This window comes from Clostridium sp. 10cd*, from assembly GCF_044336395.1.
In the GTDB taxonomy this organism is placed as follows: domain Bacteria; phylum Bacillota_I; class Bacilli_A; order Erysipelotrichales; family Erysipelotrichaceae; genus Clostridium_AQ; species Clostridium_AQ innocuum.
Genome location: NZ_CP172347.1, coordinates 2,134,665 through 2,160,936 on the forward strand (window position 1 = coordinate 2,134,665; position 26,272 = coordinate 2,160,936).

At 45.9% G+C, this 26,272-nt stretch carries 24 protein-coding genes and 2 pseudogenes; 22 read left to right on the forward strand and 4 right to left on the reverse strand.

All coding sequences use genetic code 11. From position 1 onward, the window contains the following. Positions 1 to 55: 55 nt before the first annotated feature. The gene (locus ACG3M1_RS10555) at positions 56 to 886 is read right to left on the reverse strand and encodes a choline kinase family protein (RefSeq protein ID WP_008819386.1); all 831 of its coding nucleotides are present in this window, start codon (positions 884 to 886) and stop codon (positions 56 to 58) included. A gap of 70 nt (positions 887 to 956) precedes the next feature. Here ACG3M1_RS10555 and ACG3M1_RS10560 point away from each other — a divergent pair, with 70 nt between their 5' ends. Genes ACG3M1_RS10560 through ACG3M1_RS10580 form a run of 5 tightly spaced genes read left to right on the forward strand, consistent with a single transcriptional unit; the run spans position 957 to position 4,809 of the window. Next, positions 957 to 2,630, forward strand: a complete 1,674-nt coding sequence (locus ACG3M1_RS10560) for a B12-binding domain-containing radical SAM protein (protein ID WP_008819385.1) — start codon at positions 957 to 959, stop codon at positions 2,628 to 2,630. Next, a complete protein-coding gene (rdgB, locus tag ACG3M1_RS10565; RefSeq protein ID WP_008819384.1) occupies positions 2,627 to 3,214 on the forward strand; it encodes an RdgB/HAM1 family non-canonical purine NTP pyrophosphatase in 588 nt (195 codons plus the stop codon). The genes ACG3M1_RS10560 and rdgB overlap by 4 nt, the downstream gene beginning before the upstream one ends. 1 nt (position 3,215) lies before the next feature. Next, positions 3,216 to 3,725, forward strand: coding sequence for a tRNA (cytidine(34)-2'-O)-methyltransferase (locus tag ACG3M1_RS10570; protein WP_002608686.1), 510 nt, complete (start codon positions 3,216 to 3,218; stop codon positions 3,723 to 3,725). After that, the gene (locus ACG3M1_RS10575; protein ID WP_008819383.1) at positions 3,722 to 4,315 is read left to right on the forward strand and encodes a hypothetical protein; all 594 of its coding nucleotides are present in this window, start codon (positions 3,722 to 3,724) and stop codon (positions 4,313 to 4,315) included. Before ACG3M1_RS10570 ends, ACG3M1_RS10575 begins: the two co-directional genes overlap by 4 nt. Beyond that, complete coding sequence (locus tag ACG3M1_RS10580) at positions 4,312 to 4,809, forward strand: GNAT family N-acetyltransferase (protein WP_008819382.1); 498 nt, start codon at positions 4,312 to 4,314, stop codon at positions 4,807 to 4,809. The genes ACG3M1_RS10575 and ACG3M1_RS10580 overlap by 4 nt, the downstream gene beginning before the upstream one ends. Positions 4,810 to 4,953: 144 nt before the next feature. Here ACG3M1_RS10580 and ACG3M1_RS10585 read toward each other — a convergent pair whose 3' ends face one another. Further along, positions 4,954 to 5,199: a DUF3892 domain-containing protein gene (locus tag ACG3M1_RS10585; RefSeq protein WP_002608689.1), complete on the reverse strand. Its 246-nt coding sequence runs from the start codon at positions 5,197 to 5,199 to the stop codon at positions 4,954 to 4,956. Positions 5,200 to 5,262: 63 nt separating this feature from the next. Here ACG3M1_RS10585 and ACG3M1_RS10590 point away from each other — a divergent pair, with 63 nt between their 5' ends. The 9 genes and pseudogenes from ACG3M1_RS10590 to ACG3M1_RS10630 all read left to right on the forward strand — a co-directional run bounded on the left by ACG3M1_RS10590 (position 5,263) and on the right by ACG3M1_RS10630 (position 12,347). Then, a complete protein-coding gene (locus ACG3M1_RS10590) occupies positions 5,263 to 5,826 on the forward strand; it encodes a hypothetical protein (protein WP_008819381.1) in 564 nt (187 codons plus the stop codon). Between the two features lie 135 nt (positions 5,827 to 5,961). Next, positions 5,962 to 7,236 carry a hemolysin family protein gene (locus ACG3M1_RS10595; RefSeq protein WP_002608691.1) on the forward strand — a complete coding sequence of 425 codons (1,275 nt, stop codon included), beginning with the start codon at positions 5,962 to 5,964 and terminating at the stop codon, positions 7,234 to 7,236. 10 nt (positions 7,237 to 7,246) lie between these two features. Continuing rightward, complete coding sequence (locus tag ACG3M1_RS10600; RefSeq protein WP_008819380.1) at positions 7,247 to 7,714, forward strand: RidA family protein; 468 nt, start codon at positions 7,247 to 7,249, stop codon at positions 7,712 to 7,714. Between the two features lie 135 nt (positions 7,715 to 7,849). Beyond that, entirely contained in the window at positions 7,850 to 8,263 is a 414-nt protein-coding gene (locus tag ACG3M1_RS10605; RefSeq protein WP_008819379.1) for a competence protein ComK, read from the forward strand. A gap of 89 nt (positions 8,264 to 8,352) precedes the next feature. Next, positions 8,353 to 8,915 (forward strand): annotated as a pseudogene (locus ACG3M1_RS10610) (IS607 family transposase). Further along, a pseudogene (locus ACG3M1_RS10615) lies at positions 8,854 to 10,025 on the forward strand (RNA-guided endonuclease InsQ/TnpB family protein). Before ACG3M1_RS10610 ends, ACG3M1_RS10615 begins: the two co-directional pseudogenes overlap by 62 nt. 194 nt (positions 10,026 to 10,219) lie before the next feature. Continuing rightward, the gene (locus tag ACG3M1_RS10620) at positions 10,220 to 11,323 is read left to right on the forward strand and encodes a DNA recombination protein RmuC (RefSeq protein ID WP_008819376.1); all 1,104 of its coding nucleotides are present in this window, start codon (positions 10,220 to 10,222) and stop codon (positions 11,321 to 11,323) included. A gap of 280 nt (positions 11,324 to 11,603) precedes the next feature. Beyond that, positions 11,604 to 12,110, forward strand: coding sequence for a nitroreductase family protein (locus ACG3M1_RS10625; RefSeq protein WP_008819375.1), 507 nt, complete (start codon positions 11,604 to 11,606; stop codon positions 12,108 to 12,110). A gap of 51 nt (positions 12,111 to 12,161) precedes the next feature. Continuing rightward, positions 12,162 to 12,347, forward strand: a complete 186-nt coding sequence (locus tag ACG3M1_RS10630) for a hypothetical protein (RefSeq protein ID WP_002608698.1) — start codon at positions 12,162 to 12,164, stop codon at positions 12,345 to 12,347. Between the two features lie 23 nt (positions 12,348 to 12,370). Here ACG3M1_RS10630 and ACG3M1_RS10635 read toward each other — a convergent pair whose 3' ends face one another. Beyond that, the gene (locus ACG3M1_RS10635; RefSeq protein ID WP_217752643.1) at positions 12,371 to 14,092 is read right to left on the reverse strand and encodes an asparagine synthetase B family protein; all 1,722 of its coding nucleotides are present in this window, start codon (positions 14,090 to 14,092) and stop codon (positions 12,371 to 12,373) included. A gap of 223 nt (positions 14,093 to 14,315) precedes the next feature. Between ACG3M1_RS10635 and ACG3M1_RS10640 the strand changes: the two genes are divergently transcribed. The 6 genes from ACG3M1_RS10640 to ACG3M1_RS10665 all read left to right on the forward strand — a co-directional run bounded on the left by ACG3M1_RS10640 (position 14,316) and on the right by ACG3M1_RS10665 (position 21,451). Further along, the gene (locus ACG3M1_RS10640; RefSeq protein WP_002608700.1) at positions 14,316 to 15,179 is read left to right on the forward strand and encodes a YitT family protein; all 864 of its coding nucleotides are present in this window, start codon (positions 14,316 to 14,318) and stop codon (positions 15,177 to 15,179) included. Between the two features lie 117 nt (positions 15,180 to 15,296). After that, positions 15,297 to 16,796, forward strand: a complete 1,500-nt coding sequence (locus tag ACG3M1_RS10645; RefSeq protein ID WP_175627821.1) for an ABC transporter permease — start codon at positions 15,297 to 15,299, stop codon at positions 16,794 to 16,796. 11 nt (positions 16,797 to 16,807) lie between these two features. Next, positions 16,808 to 17,479, forward strand: coding sequence for an ABC transporter ATP-binding protein (locus ACG3M1_RS10650; RefSeq protein WP_008819372.1), 672 nt, complete (start codon positions 16,808 to 16,810; stop codon positions 17,477 to 17,479). 82 nt (positions 17,480 to 17,561) lie between these two features. Then, entirely contained in the window at positions 17,562 to 18,536 is a 975-nt protein-coding gene (locus ACG3M1_RS10655) for a transporter substrate-binding domain-containing protein (protein ID WP_008819371.1), read from the forward strand. 43 nt (positions 18,537 to 18,579) lie between these two features. Continuing rightward, positions 18,580 to 20,031, forward strand: coding sequence for a transporter substrate-binding domain-containing diguanylate cyclase (locus ACG3M1_RS10660; protein ID WP_009269310.1), 1,452 nt, complete (start codon positions 18,580 to 18,582; stop codon positions 20,029 to 20,031). After that, positions 20,012 to 21,451: a S41 family peptidase gene (locus ACG3M1_RS10665; RefSeq protein WP_224720969.1), complete on the forward strand. Its 1,440-nt coding sequence runs from the start codon at positions 20,012 to 20,014 to the stop codon at positions 21,449 to 21,451. Before ACG3M1_RS10660 ends, ACG3M1_RS10665 begins: the two co-directional genes overlap by 20 nt. Positions 21,452 to 21,665: 214 nt before the next feature. Here the strand turns inward: ACG3M1_RS10665 and ACG3M1_RS10670 are convergent, their stop codons facing one another. Further along, positions 21,666 to 22,985, reverse strand: coding sequence for an ATP-binding protein (locus ACG3M1_RS10670; RefSeq protein ID WP_008819368.1), 1,320 nt, complete (start codon positions 22,983 to 22,985; stop codon positions 21,666 to 21,668). 396 nt (positions 22,986 to 23,381) lie between these two features. Here ACG3M1_RS10670 and ilvA point away from each other — a divergent pair, with 396 nt between their 5' ends. Together ilvA and ilvB are read left to right on the forward strand one after the other, a co-directional pair. Then, a complete protein-coding gene (gene ilvA, locus ACG3M1_RS10675; protein WP_008819367.1) occupies positions 23,382 to 24,584 on the forward strand; it encodes a threonine ammonia-lyase in 1,203 nt (400 codons plus the stop codon). A 12-nt stretch (positions 24,585 to 24,596) separates the two neighbouring features. Continuing rightward, positions 24,597 to 26,267, forward strand: coding sequence for a biosynthetic-type acetolactate synthase large subunit (gene ilvB, locus ACG3M1_RS10680; protein WP_002608707.1), 1,671 nt, complete (start codon positions 24,597 to 24,599; stop codon positions 26,265 to 26,267). Positions 26,268 to 26,272 lie beyond the last annotated feature (5 nt).

Below are 26,272 nucleotides of genomic sequence, written 5' to 3' on the forward strand. Positions count from 1 at the left end.
ACGTATGCGAAACAACATATCACAGCATACGTTGAGAAGCTTTGGCACAACGGTATCAGGTGTTCGGATTTTTTCTTTTTAAGGCCTCGTATTTATCACGGGCGATTGCGCGGTATATGCTCTCATGGCGGCTTTCCCACATCATCATCGCCCAGCAGCACCATAACAGATTCTGGAAATTCTCCCAGATATCAAGCTGCCTGCGCACGGTAGCATTCATTTCGTCGAAATACACGGCATAGAAGCGCTCCCGCAGGGCCGGATCCTCTATCTGGTTCTCACTCAGGAAAGACATCACATCAAACAGCGGATCGTTGTTAGCTGCATATTCATAATCAATCAGATAGGTCTTATCCTTTGTGAACAGGATATTCCCATCCACCCAGTCGTTATGACAGAGGATGCGGGGATTGTTTAAATGATAAACTGCCTGTATGGCATCTTCATACGGGGTCAGATCATACAGCGGCTGTCGGAGGCGGTTGCGATAGCCCTGCAGTCGACGAATCGGTTCAAAATCGGCATCCACACGCTTCTGCAGCGAATGGAACCGTTTCATAAGGGCAGCTGTCCGCTCCAGCTTGCAGGGGTCTTCGCATTCCCTGTAGGTTCTGGCATCCGGCAGATACCGTGTAACCTTATAGCCGCTTGCTTCATCATAATAAATCGTTTCCACATCGATATCCGCATCCCGTACAGCCTCCAGAGCCATCGTTTCGTGATGTCGGTTCACAATATGCTCGCTGTCTGCGCGGGGAATGCGCAGGACATATGTTTCCTGATTCATTTCCAGAAGGAAGTTCTGATTGGTCAGCCCTTTATGCATATCACGTATCGTAATATCCGGATCGAAAAACAGCGTATCCAGAAAATCCATTGCTTTCATTCATATCACCTGTTTAATCATAGCATATTTAAGTAAAATTTGTTAGAATAAATAGCGAGAAGGTGAAGAAGTGAAAAAAGTTCTGCTGACGACATGCAATGCTAAATATATACATAAGAATCTTGCTTTGCGCTGGCTGTATACGACAGCTCCGCATAAGGAATGCGTCACGATAAGGGAATATACGATAAAAGAGCAGGAGGAGTGGATCGCACAGGATATTTTATCCGTACAGCCGGAGGTGGTATGCTTCAGCTGCTATATATGGAATATCCAGCTGATCCGAAGGGTCATTCTTTTGCTGAAGCAGCAAAACAGCGATCTGCATATACTGGTTGGCGGTCCGGAGGTCAGCTACGAGTCCTATGATCTGCTGGATGAGGGTGTGGATGCCATCAGTATCGGAGAAGGGGAACAGAGTGTATGGGAATACATCACCATGCTGGAGGAAGCAAAAGCGTATCCGGTTTCAGGTATTTACACAAAGCAGTATCCCAATACGGAATATCGCAAAACTGACCTTGCATGGCTGGAGCGCTTTGAAGCACCGTATTTCATGGAAATGGATGAGGCAGGGATGGACAGGCAGTATTTTTATCTGGAGACAAGCAGAGGCTGTCCATACGGCTGCACCTACTGTCTGTCCTCCGCCGATCGAGCTGTCCGCATGTTTTCCATGGAGTATATCATGAGGATACTGCACAAGCTGAAGGACAGCAGGGTAACGCAGGTGAAGCTGCTGGATCGCACCTTCAATGCAGATCCCAAGCGCGCTTTGCAGATTGCACGCTATATGAATGAATACTGCACTCATCAGATTTTCCAATTTGAAATCGTTGCGGAAACACTGAGTGAGGAGCTGCTGCAGTTTTTCTGTGAGGAGGCTGTTCCCGGTCGCTTCCGCTTTGAAATCGGCGTGCAGTCCTTTCACACCAGGACGCTGCACGCAGTTGGACGCACCCAGAATAACGAACGTCTCATAGAGGTCATTCAGCGACTGAAGGCAAGTGGTGCTGTCATGCATGTGGATTTGATTGCCGGTCTGCCCTATGAGGATCTGAATTTGTTTCAGGTCTCCTTTGATACTCTGTTTTCCCTGCAGGCCAGTGAGCTGCAGCTTGGTATTCTCAAGCTGCTGAAGGGAACCAAGCTGCGAAGTCAGCGGGAAAGCTATCACTTCGTGTTTCAGGGAAATGCCCCCTATGATGTCCGGGCCAGTGCGTGGCTGAAGGAAGAGGAGATGCAGCGGATTCATGCGTGTGCAGAGGCGGTTGAAAAATTCTGGAACAGCGCAGCCTGTCGCAGTGTGATTACCGCAATCCTGAAGCTGCACTGGTATGAGAGTGCATTTGCATTATTTATGGATCTGGGACAGGAGTATGAAAAGCTGCCTCGTCCCTATCAGCCCTATGAGCTGTTTCGCTGCTTTTATCCGTTACTGAATACACAGGATGAACGTCTGGTGGATGCCATCCTGCTGATGCAGTATTACCGTAATTTTAAACAGAAGCCGCATCGCTTCACACGGCCATGGGTAACGCTGGAGAAAAAAAAGGAGCTGCTTTCCTTTGCCCTGAAGCAGGGGATTGCCAATCAGGATACGCTGTTTCGCTATGGTGTGGCGGATATCGGCTATTGCGGGGAAGCGGGCTATCAGCTGGTGCTGTACAATCGTCACCAGCAATATCCGAGACAGTGGTTTATCAATGAGAAAATGACAGAAATCAAGGAGATGACACGATGAAAGAAATCATGCTTGCAAGCGCCAATGCGCATAAGGCGCAGGAATTTGAAGAAATGCTCAGGCCGCTTGGATATACCGTGAAGACATTGCTCGATCTAAAGGAGGATATCGAGATTGAAGAAACAGGGACAACCTTTGAAGAAAATGCCCTGATTAAGGCAAAGGCAATTCATGAGCGTCTGGGAATCGAGGTGATTGCGGATGACAGCGGTCTTGCCGTCAATGCGCTGGATGGCGCACCGGGTATCTATTCCGCACGCTTTATGGGCAGGGATACCTCCTATGATGTGAAAAATCAATATCTGATCGATCAATGCAGGCATGCCGAGGATAAGGGCTGTCAGTTTATCTGTGCGATCGCCTATGTGCAGGCAGATGGCAGTGAGCATGTCTTTACCGGAGTCGTAGAGGGCATTGTGGCAGACCATATGGAGGGCGCAAAGGGCTTTGGCTATGACCCGATTTTCTATTATCCGCCTTATGGAACCACACTGGCAAATGTGAGTGAGGAACAGAAAAACCGTGTTTCCCATCGCGGGCGTGCGCTGGCAAAGCTGGTAGCCTTTATGGAAAAGGAGAACTGATATGCTGCACCTTGTACTATATGAACCGGAAATCCCGCAGAACACCGGTAACATGATGCGGACCTGTATGGCAACCGGCACCCGTCTGCATCTGATACAGCCGCTGGGCTTTTCACTGGATGAACAGCATCTGAAAAGAGCAGGTATGGATTATGTGAAGGAGCTGGAGTATACAATCTATAAAAGCTGGGAGGAATTCACTCAGCAAAATCCCAGTGATAATTATTATTATATGACGCGATACGGCAAAAAAGCACCTTCGCAGTTTGACTTTACCAAATGTGAGGGCGATATCTATTTTATTCTGGGCAAAGAGAGTACAGGAATTCCCAAGACGATTCTTTCCCGGCAGCTGGAGCACTGTATGCGCCTTCCCATGGTGGCCAATGCGCGTTCCTTAAACCTCAGCAACTGCGCGGCAATCATCCTCTATGAGGCTTTGCGGCAGCTGGATTATCCGGGTCTTTCCGGTGTTGAGGTTATTAAGGGAGAGGATTGGCTGACAACATGATTGAATGGCTCGATCAATTCGTCGATACACGGGCAAAGCGCCGGCATTTATTGTATTTAATTGCCTTATTCGCATGCATACTGCTCGTGCTGCCCTATCTGTTTCTCGGCCTTCGCCTGCTGCAGCTATCTAATTATCCCTCAGTATTCGCGTTGCTGAAGGAGCCGCTGATTTCACAGACCTATGTATCACGTATTATTCTGGATACGATTTCCCTTGCATCCTTTTCTTTTACAAAGGCGATCACAATTCTGCTGAAGGAGCTGCGTCCATTTGAGGTGGTAACGGCACTGCTGTTTCTGCTCGTCTTCCCGGCTGTAGAGAAAAAGCGGAGTACGACTGTTGTGCTGAGTGCCGCACTGCTTGCGGCAGGTGGTATCTTTTTCTGTACCTGGCAGGGACTTTCCAGCACATCGCTGGCACAGGCAGTCGTCTATATCCGCTGCATCGGCGGAATTTTGTGTGTTCTTGGCGGGTTGCTATTATGCTTTCTATTCTATTATACACGCAGGCAGCTGAAATCCTATTATCTGGCATTGCAGATACGGGTAGAAGAATTGGAAGAACAAGAAACTGGAGGCAGCTTATGATAAAGACAAAACGGCTGAGCATACAGCCCTTTCAGGAAGCAGACTGTACCGGCATGGTGAATCTGCTGTGCAATGAAGAAATTAAGAAAACCTTTATGATTCCGGATTTCGCAACAAAATCCATGGCAGAGCGCCTGTTTCATCAATTCAAGGAATGGTCATATGAGGAAGCGCGTTATGAGCGTGGAATCTATCTTGGTGATCAGCTCATCGGGTTTGTCAATACTGTGGAGGCAGAAAAAAGCTGCATTGAGCTGGGGTATGTGATCCATCCGGCACATCATAACCACGGCTATGCCACAGAGATGTTACAGGCAGTAATAGCAGATCTGTTTGAAAAAGGCTATCATGAAATCTGCGCAGGGGCCTTTCAGGAAAATACTGCAAGCTGCCGCGTTATGGAAAAGTGCGGTATGAAACGGATACAGAAAACAGCAGAGGTGGACTATCGCGGCCATCTGCATACATGTGTCTATTACCGTATTCGAAAATAATGACAGGAATTTTATAAGCGAAGTGATATGCGCAAGAAAACGGCAGACTGCCCATGCGCATCCACTGCTGCTTATATCAGAAAATAAAAAAAGAACATGTGCGATTGCCGATGGCAGCACATGTTCTTCTTTTGTACGCGTTTCTTAGAACTCTTTCAGGTTACGCAGGTTTGTGGATTCGTCTCCATCGTTGATTCCACGAATGTGACGAGCTCCGTCACGTCCTGTGAATGGAAGAGCGTTTTCGATCATACCCTGTTCAACAGCCTCTAAAGCCTGTTCGTAGTCGTAAGTCTTTCCATTGTTGTCCTTGAACTCGCTTAATGTACCATCACTGTTACGACGAGCTGCAACGAAACGTGTCTTTTTGCTTGTTTTTTCTTTTTTCATTTTTTCTTACCTCCTGACATTATTGTGAACACCAATCGCATATTTATACATAGGAGGGATACTGTGAAATTCTGGAAATTAAAAATGAATGACAGGAATTATCTGCTGGTGAGTGTGCGAAGAGAGCACATGCGGGATGTTACACTGTGCAGTGAACAGATGCAGCAGGAGCATCAAAGCTTTGCGGGGAGTATTGTAAGGGAGGATATCCGCTTTCAGATTGTGGAGGATGCAAATCCTGCAAATTTGTGCAGTCTGGAGGCGGTATGCTGTCTGGGGTTCTGGTATATGAAGCAGTTTGAGAAGGATACCTGCAATATCCGGATGCAGGAGCGGGAATGCCGCATGAAATGCTTTCGCAATCTGGTGACTCTTGAAATCCGGGAGCATGATACGTACCGCATGCCCGAAGCCTACGAAATACAGGATGATATGCATTTCAGTACGCCGGAGGGCTCAGAAACACTGATTCCGGTCTATCGCAAGGCATATCATGACGATCTTCTGCACAAAATAGCTGTAGGCGTATCCCGCGGCGGAAAAAGCCTTCTGCGCTGGTCCAACAACAAAATCTACCTTTCTGCACCGGTATATATGGATTATGAGGGCATTGTAAGAAAAATGTGACGGGTTCGGTGAAGATTGAAGAAGAATATAGTCGTTTCCATTGAAATTTTCCGATTTTCGTTTATAATATTGTCTATGGTGAAGAGTCTTTAACCATCTTTTTCTAAACGGACATACGGTAGGGAGTGGTAATTCTTGGATGGATCGCAAATATGTCTTCTCATCGTTTTACTTATACTGGTAGCTTTCAGTGCACTGTTTTCGTCAACAGAAACGGCATATTCCTCTGTGAATATGATACGTTTGAAGCAAATGGCGAAAAACGGAGATAAGCGTGCCCGTACAGCGTACAGCATTTCCAAAAACTTTACGGCTGCAATTACAACAATATTGATTGGAAACAACGTGGTGAATATTCTGGCAACCTCCATTGCGACAGAGCTGTTTACACAGATGTTCGGGAGTGCCGGTGTGGCAGTTGCCACAGGAATCATGACGGTTCTGATTCTGACATTTGGAGAAATTACGCCGAAAATTGTTGCGAAAGCAAAAGCGGAATCCGTAGCTTTGTTTATGGCAAAGCCGCTTTCCATCATGGTGCTGCTGTTTCGCCCGATTTCCTTTGTTGTGGAGTCGATCGAAGCGCACTGGGAAAAGAAAATGGAAATTGAAAACGTTACGGCAACGGAGGATGAGCTTCTGGAGATCGTTTCAACGATTGAACAGGAGGGAGTTCTGGAGCAGGAGGAGCGCGAGCTGATTGAAAGCGTCATTGAGTTTGATGATAAGAATGTACGCGATATCATGGTACCCAAGGATCAGGTTGTTTTTCTGTATGACAATGCCACCTATGAGCAGATGAAGCAGGTTCTTCATGATCACAAGCTGTCCCGGCTTCCGGTGATTTCCTATCAGACAACCGAGGTTGTCGGTATTCTGCGCGTGCGCGATGTACTGGATGCTCTTCTGGAGGATAAGGAAATCGTCATTTCTGAGATGATGCAGGAGCCGGTATTCGTTACACAGCGAAAGAAGCTGCCTGCGGTTCTGGAGGATATTCAGAAATCGAGGGAGCATATGGCGATTGTTGAGGAATCTTTGACTTCCCATGTTTTTGTCGGAATTGTCACGCTGGAGGATGTATTGGAAGAGCTGGTAGGAGAGATCTATGATGAATATGATCCTCTTCCCAATCACGTCGTGGAAATCGGACACCATACCTTTACGATTGACGGGAATGTGTCGCTCGTTGATTTCTTCGATACATATGTAGAAGATCAGGATGCGCCGAAAACAAAGGCGAGAACCTTCGCCGCCTGGATCTTTGAACTGAATAACCATCGCAAGGTCCGCAAAGGCCGTGAAATAGAATTTGAAAACTTTGAAATCAAGGTTCTGGATACCAAGGATGGTATGGCAGCCAGAATCGAAATGCAGATCTTGTCACAAATGGATGACGATTTAGACTAGGAGGAATACTATGAACGTATTTTTGAAAGCAGTAAAGCCTGCAAACGCACCAAAGGCGCTGGGGCCTTATTCTCCGGCAGTGAAGCTGGGAGACTTTGTTTACCTGAGCGGGCAGATTCCCTTAAACCCGGAAACAGGAGAGGTAGAAGGAACGACAATCGAAGAGCAGACTCACCAGGTCATGAAGAACATCAAGGCTGTTCTTGCGGACATGGGGCTTGATTACAAGCACATCGTTAAGACGACGATCTTTGTCAGCGATCTGAATGACTTTGATAAGCTGAACGAGGTATACGGCAGCTATCTGGAGGAACCATATCCGGCAAGAAGCTGTGTGCAGGTAGCACGTCTGCCAAAGGATGTTAAGGTAGAAATCGAATGCATTGTGATTGATACCCTGGTTTATGAACAGCAGATGGCAGCGCAGGAAAGCGGATGCTCAAGCTGTGGCGGCGGATGCGACGGAGGCTGCTGCTAGAAGAGGTCATATGGGAACGGAGTAAATCTGTTCCTTTTTTTATGCAGGAAATTCTCTCGTATTTGATTACTTTTTGTGCATTTTCCGATTTCTGTGATATAACGATTAGGTGAATGCTTTTTGGGAGGCGGGGAAATGGTTTATTATTTGCAAAGAATTGATGAGAGAAGCTGCTTAATGGTGCAGGAGAATCAGCAGCAGGCACGACTGCAGGAGCCTGTACTTGTCATATTACAAAGACTGTGTATGCGTCATGGCTCCACCTTTGAGGGGAGAAGAGCAGCAGCTGCACGCAATCTGGATATTCATCAGAAGGTGCCGATTCTGTTATCGGAGATTTACCGCGATGTATTATTTCCGACAAAAGCAATGCGCAATCCCGATTGTATCTGGATCAATTACCGTGCAGTAGATGAGGTGCGCCGTCTGGAAAAGGGCTGTGTGGTACAGTTTCATGATGAAAGTAAATTGTCTTTATCAGTCGATATCCGCTGTATTCGCAGAAGCATGCGTCTGTGTGAACGCTATTTGTCTTTTCTGAATTCCTGAGGTATATATATGGTATAATGATATCCGCAAGGAGAGATTATAAGATTATAAAAACATAGAAAATGTGTTTGTGAGAAAGGTGTCTTATTATGAACAAATCAAATACCGCAAATTATAAACCGAAAGATTTTGCAGAATTATTAGGTGTTTCTGTTAAAACATTACAACGCTGGGATAGGGAGGGGATATGAAAGGCAAATCGCACTCCAACAAATCGTAGGTATTACACTCATGACCAATATTTACAATTTAAAGAAATACATACATACAATGATATAAGAGATATTGTTAAATATGCGAGAGTGTCTACAGGAAACCAGAAAGACGATTTAAAAAATCAATCTGATTTTTTAAGGCAGTTTTGCAACGCAAGAAAGTATAAGAAGTTATGGAGAATAAAATTTCCAGTAAAGATAGCTTTATACGCTTTGGCTATGATTGGTTTGAAAAGCTCTGCCAAAAATTCAATACTAGAATCATTGTTGTAAATAATGAATCTCTTTCGCCAAACGAAGAATTGGTGCAGGATATGATATTTATCTTATATGGATTAAGGTAATGCAAGAAACAGATAAAGGAGGACAAGGAAATTGCTGAAGAGTTACAAAACGGAAATCAACCCAACTCTGGAACAAATACAGAAAATCAATAAAACGATTGGTACTTGCCGCTTTGTATATAACTTTAATCTGGCCCGTAATAAAGAAGTTTATGAAAAAGAGAAGAAATTCATATCCGGCATGGACTTCTCAAAATGGTTAAACAACATCTATTTAAAAGAAAATCCTGAGTATGTATGGATAAAAGAAGTCAGTTCAAAATCTGTAAAGCAAAGTATTATGAACTTCGAAAGGGAATTCAGGAGTTTCTTCAAAGGACAATCCGGGTTTCCCAAATTCAAGAAAAAAGGCAAATCGGATGGTAAGATGTAGTTAGTGAAAACAGATTCTAAAGTAACCATGCCATGCGATAGACATCGTATGAAAACACAGATGCTTGCATGGGTAAGATGAAAAGAAAAGGGCTGTATCCCTACGGACTCTAGTATTTACATTATTAAGAGCGGCGCTGTTACATGTAAGGCTGGACGATAGTATGTGTCAGTTTTCGTTGAACAACCGGAACAGGTAAGTCCACAGTTAAAAGATATCGGATTAGGAATTGACCTTGGTGTCAAGGACTTTGCCGTTATCAGAAGGGTATTGTAAAGAAGAACATCAATAAAACTGCAAAATTAAAGAAAGTAGAGAAACAGTTAAAACGAGAACAGCGTTGCCTTTCGAGGAAATACGAAAGCTTAAAGAAACGCAATAAAAATGAAGGAGGAAAAGCTACTCGACAAAATATCCGAGAGCAAGTAGTAAAGGTACAAGGACTTCATCATAAGATAGAGAATATCCGTACGGATTATATAAATAAAAGTGTTAATGAGATGGTGAAGACCAAGCCGTCTTATATCACGATTGAAGATTTGAACATATCTGGCATGATGAAGAACAGGCATCTTTCCAAAGCAGTTGCTTCGCAGAAGTTCTATGAATTTAGAGCGAAACTGGGAGCAAAATGCAGAGAATATGGGATTGAATTAAGAATTGTAGATAGATGGTATGCATCCAGTAAGCTTTGTCATGAATGTGGTTGTATCAAGAAGGACTTAAAGCTTTCTGACAGAGAATACGTATGTGAATGTGGCTATCATGCAGACAGAGATTATAATGCAAGTCTTAATTTAAGAGATGCTATATCCTACAAAGTAGCATAACCAGGGACTTGTAGGCATGTACCGATGGCTTTAGTCGGGAATTTACGACTGTGGAGTATACAAGAACTTGTGAGTAGTATCTGGATGTATCCAGTACAAAAGCATATACGGTGAAGCAGTAAGAAAGGTTCACAAGAACTTTCAACATCTCGGTATGGATATATTTGTCCATGTTTTGAGTAGCAGAGATAATTATGGAACTTTACGTGTTGATATTTTTAATTCTGTGTGTTGTACTGCTGTTTATCTTTCTGTTTCTGCAGCAGCGGCCGGCAAAATCAGCAGACAGTGAACGAGTGCTGCGGGAGCTGAACGCACAGCGAGAGGATATGGCAGCCATGCAGCAGCAATTCAACAATCAGCTGATGATGCTGCAGACGCAGATTTCCCAGCTGATGAAAACCGATTTGCAGTCTCTGCATGAAAATGTCGAGCAGCGGATGAGCCATCTGGAGCTTACGCTGAATGAGAATCTGCACCATGGCTATCAGACGACAACACAGGTTTTCGGCAAGGTGCTGCAGCAGATGGGAAGGCTGGATGAAAGTCAGCAGAGCATTAAGGAGGTCTCTGCATCCATCCTGCAGCTGCAGAATGTGTTAAATGATAAAAAGACCAGAGGCATCTTTGGTGAAATAGAATTGTACAGTCTTTTGGAAACGGCGATGGGGACGGATGAGCATCGTTATCAGAAGCAGTATAAGCTGAGCAACGGAACGATTGCCGATGCTGTTCTGTTCGCCAGTGAACCGCTGCGTATGATTTGTATTGATTCCAAATTTCCGCTGGAAAATTATAACCGTCTGATGTCAGCGGATACGGCGCAGGAAAAGGCCAGAGCACATGCTCAGTTTGTACAGGATGTGAAAAGGCATATCCGCGCAATCGCTTCCAAGTATATACTGCCGCAGGAAACAGCGGAATTTGCCTGCATGTTTCTGCCTGCCGAAGCAGTGTTTTCCTATATTTATGCGAGCTGTGATGAGGTCGTGCGTTACTCTTATGAAGAAAAGGTGTATATGGTCTCACCGACGACACTGATGGCATATCTGACCGCAATACGTGCGATCTATCTGGGCGTACAGCGCAATGAGCATGTGGAACAGATTCAGCAGGAGCTGAAGCATCTGCAGGTCGAGTTTGAGCGGTTTCATAAGCGTTATCAGACAGTCGGCAGTGATTTTGAGCGAACCTATCAGGATATGCGGCAGCTGCAGATTACAGCTGGAAAGATCGTGAAGCGCTTTGAAGAGATTCAGGAGGTGCAGCTGGATAAAAAGAAGGATAGCGCAGCATAATCCGCGTTCTCAAAACGGTATGAAAAAAAGAATGACAGATTGATTCTGTAAAGAAATAGCTTAACAGGAAATCTGGAATCGCAAGAGGGCACGGCAGTGACTCCTTTTGGTAGTATCATTGATGTAAACTATATATTGACAAATGTTGAATTCCACTATATGCTAAATCTGAAGAGTTAGAATACAGGAATAACGATATACATATATGAATCAATCATAGCCTGTTTCTTTCGCAATTACAGAGAAATTCAACCATTCGATTGGAAATAGGAGACACTTTATGGAACTACAGGAAGCGATTACCGCAAGATACAGCTGCCGCAGCTTTACAGAGCGTGCGATTGATTCAGCGCTGCTGAAAACATGTGTGGAAACCGCGGGGCTGGCACCATCCGCATGCAACTCGCAGCCTTGGAAATTTCACATCATCCAAGACCCGGCCATGGTAGCCCTGACACAGCCCTTTACAAAGCATGCAGCTTTTATCGTTGTTGAAGAACAAAAGCCGGTGGTTTCTGAGCGAATCGTGAATCGCATGAAGAATCAGGAATTTCATCAGGTGGATATCGGTATTGCGTGTGCATATCTGTGCCTGCAGGCTGCTGAGCTTGGTTTGGATACATGCATGATTGGATATTTTCACGAAAAGAAAATCAAAGAGCTGCTGCAGATACCGGATAAAAAAAGAATACGGCTCGTTATTGCTGTGGGCTACGGCAGTCAACAGAGACGAAAGACTGACAGAAAGACATTGCAGGATATTCTGACAATACATGAATCGCTATAGGAAATCGCGTCTTTTTATTCAATCGCTGTGAGTCTGAAAGGGAGGATGAGGATGGATATACTTGCTTACTGCGCTGTTATCGGTGCCTTGTTTCTGCTTGCTTCCATTGTTGATTTACTGAGAAGCTGTCTGAAGGAATTGCGGCAGATTCGGGACATGCTGCGCACCAGTCAGCTTGTGGAGCTGCAGAAGGTCATGAAGGAGGCAGGGGTGGAAACGGAAGAAGCGGCAGAATGAGATGCTCTGCCGCTTTTCTTATACTATTTTTCAATCGAGATATGCTTGGTAACGATCCATCGGTCAATCTGATACAGATAGGCAAGCAGCTGTGGTCCGCTCATAAGCTGACCGTACCATGGCAGCTGAAAGCTTTCCCCCTTTGTATCAATCAGCTCTTTTAATTTTACATCATCAAACAACTCATGCAGCGGGCTTGTCGGATCCTCATAACGCTCCTGCAGACGTTTGCTGACCAGCTCGGCGTATCGGGGATTGTGTGTCTTTGGAAACGGGTTCTTTTTCCGATGGGCAACACTTTCAGGCAGCTCATGTTCAAATGCCTTTCGCAGAATGCCTTTTTCCTCCTGCTTCAGAAACTTCATCTCCCATGGGATGTTATATACGTATTCCAGCAGCTTCACATTGGCAAACGGGGCACGGATATTCAAATGCGCTGCATCTCCCATGCATACCTGACGGGTAACCAGCGTCTGCATAAACCAGTGCAGACACAGCACGGTGTGAATACGCGCACGGCGGTCCTCATCACTGTCGGTATCCAGATATTCAATATCCTGTATGCTTTCCGCATAACGCTTTGCGATATAGTCCTCATACGGAAGACTCTGCAAATCCGGATGAAGCAAAGAGATTCTCTCTTTTGTGGAGCGCAGCCATGGAAAGGTATCCAAATCCTTTAACTCATCCCGGTAAAACCACGGATAGCCGCCAAAAATCTCGTCCGAGCACTCTCCGCTTAAAATGATCTGTTCCTTTTCAGCAACCTTACGGCACAGCCACAGCAAGCTGGAATCCACATCTGCCATACCCGGTGCCTCTCTTGCCAGCATAGCATCCTCCAGCAGATCACAGAGCTCTTGCTGTGACAGCATAAGCGGTGTATGCTCACATTGACAGAACTCACACATATCCTGAATAAAGGAAGCATCCAGAGAAACCTGATACATATTCCCCTTGAAATTTTCTTTATTCCCTTCATAATCCAGAGAATAGGTACGCCATTGCGGATTCTTTTTTGCGGCAATGCTCGTTATCAGGCTGGAATCCAGTCCGCCTGAGAGAAAGCTTGCCTGTGCACCAGACGCCTGTGCGTGGATAGAGGCACTCATCAAATCGTGTACCTTCGTGATGGTCTCCTGTAAGGTATCCGTATGCGGATGTGCGGAAAGCTTATAATATGTTTTTATCTCCAGCTTACCGGCGGATATACGAAGCAGGGAGCCCATCGGCAATGCATGAACATCCTTATACAGCGTCTGATTTTCACTGATGCTGGGGCCAAAGGCAAACAGCTCCAAAAGTCCCTCGCGATTCAGAACGGCCGGTGTATCCGAAGCATCCAGCAGAGGCTGAATCCGGCAGCTGATCCAAATGCAGTTGTCCTTGATCAGATAATAGATTGGGCGAAGCCCGAGCGGATCCTTGGCACAGAAGAGGGAATCACCTTTCCGTATAATAAAGGAGTAAGCACCCTCCATATGCTCCATCGCTTTTTCGCCCCAGAGCAGATAGGCATACAAGACGGCTTCCTCCAAACTGGAGGGATCAGGAAAACCAGCCTGTCGCAATTCCTCGTGTAATTTTTCAAGCTGATACAGCTCACCATCACACATAACAGAAAATTCCATTGCTTCATGCTGTACAGCTTTGAAGCCCTCGGTATATATCTTGACATCCCTGCGGGTATCGCAGTGCATTTCGACTGCCTCATTTAGGGCAGCTACGGCTAAAAATTGTTTCATAACAACTCTCCTTCCATATGCATTGTATGAATTTTTACAGCACAATAGTATCAGTTCAGCTAAAAAACAGCTGTAAGTGCTTGCGGGAAATCGTGTAAGACCTGATACGGCTGAATGAAAATTTACATAGAAAAAAGTAAACAGGTATCATCCGCAAAACGGTTGCATGTAGAAAAAAAGATAGTATAATTATGCATGACCAGAGGAAAAAGGGAGTAGAAGAATGAGATTAAAACCAAGTGTCAGAGATCTGATTACGGTAGGCTGTGTGATTATCGGATCACTTCTCTGCGCCATCAATATCAATACCTTTATCAATGCCGGGGGCTTATTTCCGGGCGGCTTTACCGGACTGACAGTATTCATTCAGCGATGCGCGGAAAAATATATGAACCTGCAGGTTCCGTATTCTGCCGTCAACTTTGCATTGAATGCCATACCGGCCTACATCGGCTACAAAACAGTAGGAAAGAAATTCACACTGTATTCCTGTGTGATGATTGTTTTAACCGGTGTGTTTGTTGAAATCCTGCCGGTTACCAATATCACGGAGGATATTCTGCTGATTACCATATTCGGTGGAATTTTACAGGGTGTCGCTTTGGGCATCGCCTTACGCGGGAATGCCAGCAGCGGTGGAACGGATTTCATCGCCATGTGGATTTCACAAAGGACCAATCAGCCAGCCTGGAATTATATCCTGGCTATGAATGCCGTAATGCTTGTGGCTGCCGGATATCTGTTCGGATGGAATGCTGCGCTGTATTCCATAATCTTTCAGTTCTGCTCCACACAGGTTATCAATTTTGTGCATACCCGTTACAAGCGGATGACGCTGTTCATCGTCACCAGCAATCCGGATATCGTGATTGAGGAAATTCAGAATTCCACACATCACGGTGTAACGCGGCTGGAGGGGATCGGTACCTATTACGGGCGGCCGAGAACCATGCTGTACACAGTTGTGGATTCTCAGAATGTCAAGGGGCTTGTCACCCGAATCCGTGAAATTGATCAGACCAGCTTTGTCAATGTGACAAAGACGGAAAGTGTTGAGGGGAAATTCTATCAGCGGCCGATTGAATAAAATCAGTTGATTTGCTTACTAAAACACCTGAGAGGGTGTTTTCTTTTGCTCTTCATAGCCTGTTCACAGAGTTATCACATGCCGCCTGTATACTGTAACCGTGAAAGGAGAATACTCATGTACATTTTAAAGAATGCATTGCGGAATATAACCAGGGCAAAGGGCAGAAATATACTGATCGGCTGTATCGCCTTTGTGATAGGTCTGTCAGCCTGCCTTGCATTGTCGATTCGCGAGGCTGCGGACAGGGAGCGTGAAAGCGGCTTATCCGATTTGAACATCACCGCAACCATCCGTGTGGACCGCCAGTCCATGATGGAGGATATGCGTAAGAATGCAGAGGAAACAGAGCAGGGTAGTATGAAGGATTGGATGTCTTCGATGAAAGAGCTGTCTTTGGAGGAATTAAAAACCTATGCACAGGCAAAATCCGTCCATGATTTCTATTATACGGAAAGTGTTTCCCTGAACGCATCCTCGATAGAAGCGGTTTCCACCTCCTCTGATACTACTGATACAGCCCCGGCAGACACATCCCAGGAACGTGGATTTCCCCAACAGGGGAAGGGCATTGGCGGTATGCAACATCAGGGGGATTTCACCATAACCGGCTATAGCAGCTATGCGGCGATGACGGCCTTTGCGGATGGCAGTGCCCAACTGAGTGAGGGAGTCCGTTTTACGGAAGGTGATGATGCGCTTACGTGTATCATCCATCAGGAGCTTGCCACACTGAATAACCTGTCCATCGGGGATACGATTACCTTTACCAATCCCGCTGCTGAGAAGGAAACGTACAAGGTCAGGGTTGTCGGTATCTATACCTCTACAAAAACCGCTGATTCTTTTATGGGGATGAATATGATGGATCCTGCCAATCAGATTTATATGTCCTATGAGGCTCTGCATGCGATGGTTGAAAAGAGTACCGCTGATACGGATACTGCCCTGCATGCCCAGACCCGTGGCACGTATGTGTTTGAAAATGTTGAGGCATATGATAAATTTGAAGCACAGGCCCGAAAGCTTGGGCTGAGTGATATGTATACCGTTTCCTCTGAGGATGTGGCTGCTTATGAACAAAGCCTTGCTCCGCTGGAAAATCTGAGTACGTATGCCGGATATTTTCTGGCGGTTGTATTGCTGGTCGGCGGTGTGATTCTAGTGGTGCTCAATATCTATCACATCCGGGAACGGAAATATGAAATCGGGGTGTTGGCGGCCATCGGTATGAACAAGCGCAGGATTGCTTTGCAGTTCATCTGTGAAATCCTCATAGTAACACTTATGGCGATTATGCTGGGCTGTGGAATCGGTGCTGCCGCAAGTGTACCGCTGACCAACACACTGCTGCAGACACAGACTGTACAGACATCTGCCGCGCAGGAAACCGATTTTCCAAAGGAAGGCGGTCCGCAGATAGAGTTTGGCGGCAGGAGCAAGGGAATGGAGAAAGAAACTGTATCCTATATACAGGAAATCAGCAGTGCCGCCAATGGAAAGGTCCTGCTGGAGCTGGGCGGTATTGCCATATTGCTGACGCTATTATCCGCCGCCCTGGCGGTACTGCGTATTCTGCGTTATGAACCGCTGAATATATTATCGAACAGAGAATAGGAGGAAGCAACATGCAGCTGGAATTACAGAATGTCGGCTACAGCTATAATGGTAAGGAATTGGTGCTGCGCCATGTGAATTATCGCTTTGAAGGCGGCAGAATCTACGCGATTACCGGTCGCTCCGGAGCAGGTAAGACCACTTTGCTGTCTCTGCTTTCACAGCTGACAAAGCCAACGGAAGGAAAGATTCTGTACAATGGATTGGATGTCAGCGAGGTGGATCAGTATCTATACAGAAGTCAGTATGCAGGTGTGATTTTTCAAAGCTTTAATCTGCTGATGCATCTGACTGCCGTTGAAAATGTGATGCTGTCCATGGACATCGCCGGAGTAAAAAAAGAAAACAACCGTGCATATGCAATGGAACTGCTGGAAAAGGTGGGGCTCAGTAAGGAAGAATCCCAACGCCGTATTTTAAAGCTTTCCGGCGGGCAGCAGCAGCGTGTAGCCATCGCCCGTGCAGTATCGTATGATCCCTCAATTCTTCTGGCGGATGAGCCTACCGGAAATCTGGACGAGGATACGCAGGATGAAATCATGGAAATCTTTAAAGGTCTTGCGTATGAGGAACAGAAATGTATCATCCTTGTCACACATTCACCCGTGGTTGCATCCCTTGCGGATGAAGTTTATGCATTAACCGATACAAAAAAAATCAAAAACAGACAAAAAGGTGTATAATGCGCCTTTTTCTTTGAAAAAATTTACTTTTCTTCTTCTATATACTGTATAATATAAGATATATGGACATCGAGGTGAGATTATGAAGCAAAAGGGAATACTGGCATGCATTGTTGTAATGTTTCTGTTTCTGCTATCGGCAGTACCATCAGTGCAGGCAGAGGAAAACAAGCGTGTCATACGAGTAGGCTTTCCTACGCAGCCAGGCCTGACAGTAAAAAATGATGATGGCACCTATACAGGCTACACCTATGATTATCTGAAGGAAATCTCACAATACACAGGATGGACATATGAGTTCGTTGAAATAGAAGGGGATCTGAATGAGCAGCTGACGACCATGCTGGATATGCTGAAAAAAGGGGATTTGGATTTACTTGGAGCCATGAGCTACAATGAGGGACTCTCCAAGATATACGATTATCCGACAGAGAATTATGGAAATGCATACAGCGTTATCGCAGTGCTTTCAAACGATGAGCGCTTCGATGAGTATAATCTGACAGAAAGTAAAGACTTTCGCATTGCGCTGGATAAGGATGCGGAAAATCGTAATATAGCATTTGAGCAGTTTGCGGAATTGAATGGTATGAAATACAAGACGGTATGGTGTGAAAATGCGAAGGAACAGCAAAAGGCCGTTGAGTCTGGAAAAGCCGATGCTCTGATAACCGTCGATCTTTCCATTGATGATAATTTTCGTTCCATTGCAAAATTTTCTCCAACACCATTTTATTTTGCGACCACAAAAGGCAACAGCGCATTGATCTCCGAACTGAATCGGGCCATTGTCAGCATAAGTGAAGTCAATCCGACGCTGCAGTCTACGCTGTACAATAAATATTTCACGAAATCAAGCAATCAGCTGCTCTTAAACAGCAGGGAAAAAGCCTATATCAACGAGCATCCTGCGTTGAAGGTGCTGGTACAGGACGGGTTTGGACCGCTGCAATATTATAACGGCAATCGGGAAATACAAGGTGTGGCAAATGATCTTTTGAAAAGCATCAGCAAAAAGGCGGGCTGGAGGCTGGAATATATATACCGACAGCTATGATGATTTTGCAAAGAAAATTGCAGATAAAGAAGCAGATATCGTATTGAACATACAGTATGATTATGATTTGGTGAGTCACAGTACCCTGCTGCTGAGTACACCATATCTGGAAACGGAGCGTGTGCTTGTCGCAGGGAATGATGTCGATGTAACGACATTGAAAGAGAAAAAGGCCGCAATCTACAAGGGGAATGTGACAGAAAAGTATGAGAATACAAAAAATGCAGTCTATTATGATTCCATCGAGGAAGCACTGCGTGCAGTCGATGAGGGCATATGTGATTACACGTATACGGACAGCTATGCTGCATCCTTCTATCAGTACCGGGATGATTTCACGCATTACATTATTTATCCCCAGGCGAATTCCTCCTCGATGAAATACAGCATGGGTATTATCAACAGCAGTGAGAACACACTTGCGACAATTTTGAATAAGGGTATCCGTACCATTGATACCAGTGAGCTGGAAAGCTATATCTATGAAAATGCACAGCAGCAAAAGCCGTTTACCTTCATGACATATATTCAGGAAAACCCGCTGAAATTCATGATGCTGATCGTGGCAGCAGCCTCGGTTCTGTTGATGCTTGGATATGTGTACTATCGTAATCAAATGAAAATGAAAAAGCAGATCGAGCTGGAAAACACGCGTTACCGCTATCTCTCGGAAATTATGAAGGAAGTAATTTTTGAGTATGATTACAGGAGTGATATGCTGCGTCTTACCAGTGAGGCTGTGGAGATTTTCAAGGTACCTGAAGTGATTGAGCATTTTTCTTCCTATCAATCCGAGATTCTGGTTGTGGATGGTAAGGGGAACAATCCGCTTTATGAACAGCTGATGAAGAAGGTGGATACGGATGCGGACGTAAATCTGATTTTTCACGGGTCTTCCTTATGGTATCATATATATATCAAGGTGATTTATGATGGGGCACAGGCTGTTTCCGCAATCGGACGTGTGCAGAACATCCATGCTGAAAAGATGGAAAAGGAGCAGCTGCGTAAAATAAGCATGCTGGATTCTCTGACGGATATTCTGAATGCAGCATCTGTGAAGAAGCAGATTCAGGGGGTACTGAATGCAAAGAGTACACCGCATGCGCTGTACATTATGGACTTGGATGATTTCAAGGAGGTAAATGATGTACACGGCCATTATATGGGAGATCAGGTGCTGATTCAGACAGCAACCGCCTTGCAGGAGGTCTTCCGTGATTCCGCAATTGTAGGACGGCTTGGGGGAGATGAGTTTGTCGTCTTTATGAAGCATATCAGTGGCAGAGAACAGGTGAAGGAGAAGTGTCAGCTTCTGACAGAGAATCTGCGTTATAAAAGAGAAACCACCAAACTGCCGATTCCAACCATCAGCATCGGGGTATCGCTGAGTCGCACCGGTGATGATTTTGTCAGTCTGTATCAGCGTGCGGATATTGCGTTATATGATGTTAAACATCAGGGCAAGGATAATTATGTCATTGATAAAGAATAAAACAGCAGGCAGAATCATTATGGTGGTTCTGCTTTCTCTTCCGCTGCAGGGGTGCAGGAAGGGACAGGATGAAGTGAAAATACCCTGGAAGGTGGAGCAGCTGGCAGAGCAGATCGATCAGACTCGAAAAACGGAAGCCTACAAACTGCCGGCAATGCCTAAAGAGAAATCCAGCCTGCAGAAGTACTGGAAGGCACTGGACTATGCTTTGGAAAATCAGCATGCCTCCTCACCCTCCCGCACACTGACGAAGAAAGAGGCGCGCGAGGATACAACGGCATTGTTTGCAATGCTGAAGGAGCTGTATGGCTGCTATGCCTATTTTAATCAGAGTGATGCATTTGCGCAGGCAGAGGAGGCAATCCTGCAGGACATCGAGAGAATTCGGGAGCTGGATTATACGGCCTATCGTTCCTGTATTCGAACACATCTGCGCTTTCTTGAGGATCAGCACTTTCTGATTGACCAGATGCCGCTGAAACGTCCCATGGTAACCTTTACGATGCAGGATACGTTTGAAAAGAGAAAAGACGGATTTTATTTCAAAGATAAAAGGGTAACGGCAATAGATGAAGAAACAAAGCTGGAGACTGTTCTGAAGGAGGATGCTCTGCATGCGGGACGCTATGTATATTATCAAAAAACAAACGAGCAGAAAACAGAAGTTACCCTGCATTTTGCCAAGGAAACGGTACAGCGGCAGAAGGTGCTGCCTCTTACCGCACATCCTTCGGATAAAGCCATTCTTGAAAAGGAGATTCAGGGTGTTCCCTATGTTCATACGGCACGGATGTTTTATGCAAAACGTGAACAGGAGAAGGCGGATGCATTTTTTAAAACGGCAGAGAAGTTCAAAGACAGCAAAGCAGCGATTCTGGATTTGCGGGGAAACAGCGGTGGTGATCTGCTGGTGGCAGAAAGCTGGTATCGCAGCTTCTCGGGGACTGCAAAGGGCGGTCATATGCAGACACTGTTGAAGCTTCCTCTGGAAAACCCCTTGCTGGAGGAGAAATTTCATGCAGAAGACTTCGCACAGTCCTTATCGGATTTGCGAAAGAAAGAAGCCTGGAAGCAGCTGGATGAGCTGCATGCTGTGGTGGAGCGCAGAAGCGAGAAACAAATAAAGAATGATACACTGCTGTTCGTCTTACAGGATGATCAGACCGCATCCGCAGCGGAGCATTTGATCGATCGGCTGCACAGCCTTGATCATGTTGTGTTCATCGGTACACCGACGGCAGGCATGCTGCGTGGTTCTTCCTTTCTGACAGTGTATCTGAAGCATTCCAGTCTGGAGGTCAGCTTTGGCAATATGCTGACGCAGTTTTCGGACTCCTATGCTAAAGAATATTACGGTATAGAGCCGGATATCTGGACAAACGATGCCTCCGCTCTTGTAGAGCAGCTGCTGACACAATAGGTCTGTGATCTTATGGAAAAATGATATTGCAATGAAAAGAAGCCTGCGCATATCCGTGGTTCTTCCTCAATTGCGGGTGAAAAAAATAGGGAGAATTCCATTTGAATTCTCCTTTATGCAGGCACCTCTATGTAGGAAAGAATGGTATCTGCAGGTTTTTTATGATATGAAAGAGAGCGCAAAGCTTCCGGAAGAAAGCGGCAGGATATCCCGTTTATGTTTTCAGACCGGAGCGTCCGGATAAATAATTGATGAGCTGCTGTGCGGCACGCCCGCTGTTTCCGCCATGACCAAGCCCCCATTTTCTGGCCTCTGCCTGCAGCTCCTCCTCACTGAGCGTGATTTCCGGATACTGCTTGGCAAGCTCCGTAACGATTTCAAAGTAGTTCTTCTGATTTGGGCGCTCATAGCAGATGCTGAGACCGAAGCGTGCCACAAGCGAGAGCTTCTCCTGCATGGTATCGGAATGATGCAGCTCGTCATCGTCATTGATATCGTTGCGGTCCTTCCATGTTTCCCGTACCAGATGGCGCCGGTTGCTGGTGGCATAGATCAGGACATTATCCGGCTTTGTTTCCACGCCGCCCTCAATGACCGCCTTTAAAAATTTATATTCGATTTCAAATTCCTCAAAGGACAAATCATCCATATAAATGATAAAGCGGTAATTGCGATTTTTGATATGCGATATAATGGTTGAAAGATCCTTGAATTGATGCTTATAAATTTCAATCATGCGCAGGCCATCCTTATAGTACTCATTGACGATGGCCTTGATGCTGGTGGACTTTCCGGTTCCGCTGTCTCCGTACAAAAGAGCATTGTTGGCGTTGCGTCCCTCAACAAAGGCCTGTGTGTTTTCCCGCAGCATATCCTTTTGCATCTGATAGCCGATGAGATCATCAAGAACCACGCTGTCCATATTGTTGATGGGAAGAAATTCCACATCCCCGTTTTCACAGGAGCGGATGCGAAACGCCTTGTTTAAGCCAAACATCCCAACACCGTACTCCTGATAGAAGGTGGTGATGATTTGGAAGATTTCCTCCTCATCGGCGGCAGTCTCAATGCTGCGGGAGATACGTTGTACCATTGCGGAGACATTCCTGTTGTACATGCGCTCCTTTTTGGCAACGGCTTTATAATTGCTGATCGTTGAGAAGCAGTCGATGCCGAGTGCTTTTTCAATCGGGTGAAAGTCAAAATCAAAGAGACGCTTCACTACCCTGAAATCATTTTTGGCGAAATGATGCACACTGCCATCCTGTACCGGACTCTTTTCACTGACGAGGCTGAATGAATTTTCATTCATCAGAAGCAGAAAGGTCAGATAATTGTGCCAGAGATTTTCATCAAAGCCATAGCTGGTCGCCAGATCAAGCAGTGCCTTGATCTGTGTGTATATACGTTCAATCAGCTCTGCGTCCTCTGCCGTTTTTGCATCAAAGTCATGAAATATCTTGGAAAGCTCTGATAAAATGCTGTGATCACCAAAGCTGCGGTATAAAATAAGTTTTGCTGTTTCCTTATACATGGGGATACCTCCGTTGTCTATGCCTTTTATTATAAAGAAGGAATGGCGGAATGAAAAGGGTTTTGTGAAAATAAATATTCGTTTTCCACAGTGTATGTAACAGGATTGTAAAATAAATGAAAATATGACTGAAAACTATTGACAAAAGTGTGAAAAAGTTTTATTCTAATACCATCACAGTTGGAAAGGAAGTGGACAAGTGATGGCACTATACATTATCGTCATTATTATTATTCTCATAGTCCTAAGCAAGTCTGTTTTTCTTTCTAGTGAGTCTCATACGTGAGATTTCCATAACAGAACACTTTCGTTGTATAAACACTAAGGCGTGAGGATAGAAAGAAAAGCAGCTTATCGTTGGATATGCTGCTTTTTTACGAAACAGGAGGAAGAGGAATGGAATGTAAAGATGTAGAGCAGGCGGCCGCCAGACTGCAGGGGCAGATTCACAATGTGAAGGTGACCAGCTCGCGGACATTTTCGGAAATGAGCAGCTGTCAGCTGTTTCTGAAATGTGAGAACCGCCAGAAAACCGGATCTTTCAAGGTTCGCGGCGCCTTCAACAAGCTGGCGAAGCTGAAGGAAGAGGGGAAAACGAGCGAGGTTATTGCCAGCAGTGCCGGCAACCATGCACAGGGCGTCAGCTATGCCGCAAGCAAGCTGGGCATGCATGCGACCATCGTGATGCCGAAGAGCACACCGATCGCCAAGGTGCTGGCAACCAAGGGCTATGGTGCCGATGTGGTGCTGGCAGGGGATAATTATGATGAGTGCTATCAGGAAGCGCTTCGTCTGCAGGAGGAAAAAGGGGCAACCTTTATTCATCCCTTTGATGATGAGGATGTCATAGCCGGTCAGGGAACAATCGCCTATGAGATCTGTCATGATCTGCCCAATGTGGATATGATCGTCGTACCGGCCGGGGGAGGCGGACTGCTTTCCGGAATCAGCTTTTATGCCAAGCAGATCAATCCGCGTATCAAAATCGTTGGGGTTCAGGCGGAGGGAGCCAATGCCATCGTGCAGAGCTTTCAGAAGCAGAAGCACTGTGCGATTAAACATGTAAATACGATCGCGGATGGAATCGCGGTGATGAATCCGGGAAAAACCACGGTAAAGCTTATTCAGGAAAATGTGGATGAGATGGTAAGTGTCAGTGACAGTGAAATCGCAGCGACGATTCTGCTGCTGCTGGAAAGAGAAAAGCAGGTCGTGGAGCCGGCGGGGGCAGCGAGTCTGGCAGCTGTGCTCAACGGAAAAATCAATGTTGCGGGAAAACGTGTTGTCTGTGTTCTGTCCGGAGGAAATATCGATGTTTCCTTTATACACAAGGTTGTTGAAAAGGGACTGGTAAGCCGCGGCAGAAACATGAAATTCAAAACACTGATGCTGGATGTACCGGGTGCTCTGGAGCATTTCACGCATATCCTGTGTGAACAGAATGCGAATATTATTGAAATACAGTATGACCGTATCCAGGCTGATTTGAATCTGAATGAAACCATACTCCATCTGGCTGTTGAGGTCAGCAGCAAGGAACATGGGGAGGCACTGATTAAGGTGTTAAAGCAAAAGGGATATGAAATAACGATGGAATAGGGAGGCTGTTTTATGAAAATGAATGGTTCGCAGATACTGATACAGGCATTGATCGACCAGGGTGTGGATACCATCTTCGGATATCCCGGAGGATCGGTGCTGAATATCTATGATGCGTTATATGAACGAAGTGAGGATATCCGTCACATTATCACCTCACATGAGCAGGGGGCAGCCCATGCGGCAGACGGCTATGCGAGAAGCACCGGCAAATGCGGGGTCTGTCTGGCAACCAGCGGACCGGGCGCTACCAATCTGGTTACCGGTATTGCGACAGCCTATATGGACTCCATTCCCATGGTGGCCATTACCGGCAATGTTCCCAATGATCTGCTGGGACGTGATTCCTTTCAGGAGGTTAATATCACGGGGATCACCATGCCGATCACCAAGCATAACTTTATCGTGCAGAATGTCGAGGATTTGGCGGCGGTGGTACGCAAGGCGTTTGTCATCGCCAATTCCGGACGAAAGGGTCCTGTTCTGATCGATATACCGAAGGATGTTACCGCAGCGCACAGCGAATATGTCAAGCTGCCGCGCTATCGCATCCGCAAGCTTCCAAAGGTGGATGATGTCGTATTTGAACAGGCGCTGGAGGTCATCCGCAGGGCCGAGCGTCCGATGATCTATGCCGGAGGAGGGATTATTTCCTCCAATGCGACCAGAGAGCTAATGAATTTTTCCAGGCATATGGATATTCCTATCTGCTGTTCCATGATGGGACTTGGCAGTGTGCCGTATGACTATGATTTATATATGGGTATGCTGGGGATGCATGGGACACCGGTCTCCAATTACGCAACCCTGAATACCGATCTGATTATCGCAATCGGCTCCAGATTTTCCGATCGTGTTGCGGGAAACCGGGAAGAATTCGGCAGAGAGGCGAAAATCATCCATTTCGATATCGATGCCTCTGAAATTTCCAAGAATGTGGCCAGTGACATTTCCATCGTCGGAGATGCCCGCTATATTCTGAAGAAAATGATACAGCGCATGCCGGAAACCAAGCATGATGACTGGACGGGAACACTTAAGGATTTTAAAACCAAGCTAGGGCTGCCAAAGCCGAAGCCGGGAGAAAATGTCGATCCCAGAGATCTTGCCCTGACCCTGCATGAAATCGTCGGAGAGGATGCGATTATCGTTACCGATGTCGGACAGCATCAGATGATCATGGCACAGTATTATCAGTTTTCCCGTCCGCGCAGCTGGATCAGTTCCTGCGGTCTGGGGACGATGGGCTATGGTATGGGAGCGGCGATCGGTGCCAAGGTTGCCAATCCGCACCGTCCGGTTATTCTGGTTACGGGGGATGGAAGCTTCCATATGAATATGAATGAGATGGCAGCGGCTGTCAGTGCCAATATTCCCATCGTCGTGCTTGTCTTCAACAATCATGTTTTAGGCATGGTGCGGCAGTGGCAGACTCTGTTCTATGATCACCGCTATTCTCATACGACGATTGACCGGCAGACGGACTTTGTGAAGCTGGCAGAGGCGTTTGGCGGAAAGGGATTGCGTATCCAAACGAGGCATGATATTAAAGGTGTCATGAAGGAGGCGCTGTCCAGCAGGGTTCCCTGCATTGTAGACTGCTGGATTGACAAGGATGACTGTGTCTATCCGATCATACCTCCGGGAAAAAGCGGTAAGGATATTATTCTATATGGCAACTAGGGAGA